The organism is Fulvivirga aurantia, assembly GCF_009711475.1.
Lineage (GTDB): Bacteria > Bacteroidota > Bacteroidia > Cytophagales > Cyclobacteriaceae > Fulvivirga > Fulvivirga aurantia.
Window position 1 is genome coordinate 2650 of the sequence record NZ_SMMD01000672.1, and the last position, 2831, is coordinate 5480.

A 2831-nucleotide genomic window follows, 5' to 3' on the forward strand; every position below is an offset into this window, starting at 1 on the left:
CGGTGATTTCCATGTTTAATCAAATGTCTTTTTCATGAAAATAGCACAAACATTCGCAGGCTTACTCGTTTTGTTACTCAGTTTTTCTTCGCAGGTATTATCTCAGGAAAGAGTACTTATTGTTGTAACCAATAACCAACAAGTACAAGCCACATTAGCTGGAAAAGATACACTAGCGGCAGGCGGTTACGAACTTTCTGAAGTGTCGGAAGCCTATAATGTATTTATAGAAAGTGGTCTGGAAGTAGATTTTCTGAGCCCCAGAGGAGGGATGACTTACTACGAGCCGGAAGAGGAAATGAATGAGGTAAACAAGGCGTTTATCGCCAAAAAGGAGGTAATGAGACAATTGGAAAACAGTCTTTCTCCATCTGATGTGGATGCAAAAGATTATGTCGCCATCTACTTTGCCGGTGGTAAAACCATGTGGGACTTTCCGGAAAGTAAAGAATTGGGGCAGTTAGCGGCAAGCATTTATGAGGCTGAGGGAGTAGTGGGGGCTGTCTGTCATGGGCCTGCTGCTTTAGTAAATGCCAAACTTTCTGATGGCTCATACCTAGTGGCAGGTAGAAAAATCAGCTCATTTACTGATATGGAAGAGAAATTGTTTTCTAAGGCAGCCAAATTTCTACCTTTTTTCTTACAGGAAAAACTAACGAGTCTTGGTGCTAATTTTCAGGAAATGCCTCCTTTATTTAACCAGTCAGTGGTAGATGGGAGACTGGTTACCGGACAAAACCCACTTTCCACCTATTCGGTAGCTAATGAATTGGTGAAGCTGATGGGTAAAGAGGGTGTTGAAAGAACCTGGACTGACCTGAGTTATACAATGGAAGTTATCAAGCTAGTGGTGCTAGCCGATGAGAGCGAGGCAAAGCGCTTTATGAAGGCTCATGCCGAAACAAATCAATTGAAGGAAAAATTGGTGCAAGACTACTCAAGCTACGCTTTTGCAGGACATCTGGGGGAGTATGCGAAAAGTAACGGACTCAAACTTTTAGAATTCTCTGCCGAAATATTTCCGGCTTCTGCCAAAAGTCAGGAAGCATTGGCTCAGGCATACCATTCTTTAGGTAAGGAGGAACTTGCTCTTAATTTCTTAAATAAGAGCTTAGCAATTGAGCCAAATTCTCCATCGGCTTTGAAATTAAAAGAGGAAATGAGAGTTAATTAAAATTGGCTCTGATCATGAAAAGTAACTTAAACAAAGATATGATGATACGCACGATTTCACTATTGTTATTGATTTGGGTAATCACGGGTTGTGGAGGCATTGAAGAATGGATTCATGATGATGTGGATGAAGCATTTACCGATAAAACCTTTAGTAAAAAAGAATTAGCTGAAGATTTGGAGTTCCTTAAAACCCAAATGGCTGAAAGACACCCGGTTTTTCATGAACTTACTGACTCAGACTCGATTGTGGCAAAATTTGAAAGTATAAACAGTAACCTTAAAAGCGACATGAGTCGTCAGGATTTTTTTAAGCTGATTGGTAAATTCAATCCCTACTTCAAAGATGGTCACAGCTTTATATTTCCACTGCTTGCCGAAGGTTACTATCATGAAGAAAATGGGCAGTATTTATACCCATTTGGTGTTTATGTAAATGACCAATCGATATATATTAACAAAACCTACAAGCATAAATCAAACAGTATAACCATCGAGAAAGGCACCAGGGTGGTTTCTATTAATGGAGTAGCTGGCGAAACGATTTTGAAGGAATTGGCGGAGTATGGGCATGGTGAAACTGCCACTTTGAGAATGCACATGAGTACATTGCTATTCCATTATTGGCTTCACGCCATCTATGGTTGGCAAGGCAATTTCGAGCTTGTTTTGGAGCATAATGATCAACTAACCACTATCACAGCTTTCAACCCTGAAAATTGGGAAAGTAAGCAGAATAAGTTAGGTGATAATTGGTTAGATATCATGCCAAACCAAATCGCTTACCTCAGACTAGGTTCGTTTGATGTGGATGAAGAGGCTGGGTTTGAAGAATTCGTAGAAAACGCTTTTGCTCAAATACAACAACAGAAGATATCTAAGCTAATTATAGATGTTAGAGGCAATACCGGTGGCCAAACCGATGCAGGTGCAGTAGTGATTAAATACCTTACCAATAAGGAGTTAAATCAGGCTTCAACCGCCATTGAGAAACTTAATGAAGATAACAACGGATTATTTGGGTATAAAGGAGAGCCAGGTGAAATCATCGAAATTGATGTTACAAATGATGAGATTATCGAACCAGTGGAAGAATCTAAAAGGTTTAAAGGTGAAGTGATCGTACTTATAGACGAAATGACTTACTCGGCAGGAGTAGTCTTCGTTACCACAATTCAGGATCATAAATTGGCAAAACTTGTAGGTCAACCCACAGGAGGTCATGCAAATCAAACGGGAAATTTAAATCCTTTTTATCTGCCCAATACTAAATTATTGGTTTTGGCTCCCAGTCGCTACATTACAAGGGTTTCTGGTGAAACCAGAAAGCAAACTGTACAACCGGATGTGATTGTGAATAAAGGTAATGACCCTGAAGTAGATCGCACATTAGAGGTTAGTCAAGGTTTATTTACAAATTGATTATGGAACCACGGTAGGAGTTGAGCTTAGTAGCAAGGTCATGCAGATACAATCAGATTGATATCTGCATGGCATACTAAGGCTTCAAAAGCAGTTTTAATTAAAAAGTAATTCGTCAGCTTTTACCCAATAAACCTCGCCTTTTTCGACACCTGCCCATCCTTTTTTTTTAGGGTTATTATATCTTCTCGAGTATATAAAATATTCTCCGTCAGAAGACATATACGGACAATAAT

General features: G+C 39.5%; 2 protein-coding genes. Both read left to right on the plus strand.

Translation table 11 applies throughout. The features are described 5' to 3' along the window. Window positions 1-34 precede the first annotated feature (34 nt). Window positions 35-1174: a DJ-1/PfpI family protein gene (locus tag E1176_RS07055; protein WP_155209900.1), complete on the plus strand. Its 1140-nt coding sequence runs from the start codon at window positions 35-37 to the stop codon at window positions 1172-1174. Window positions 1175-1188: 14 nt separating this feature from the next. After that, on the plus strand, window positions 1189-2595 hold the full coding sequence (locus tag E1176_RS07060) for a S41 family peptidase (RefSeq protein ID WP_155209901.1): 1407 nt from the start codon (window positions 1189-1191) through the stop codon (window positions 2593-2595). Window positions 2596-2831 lie beyond the last annotated feature (236 nt).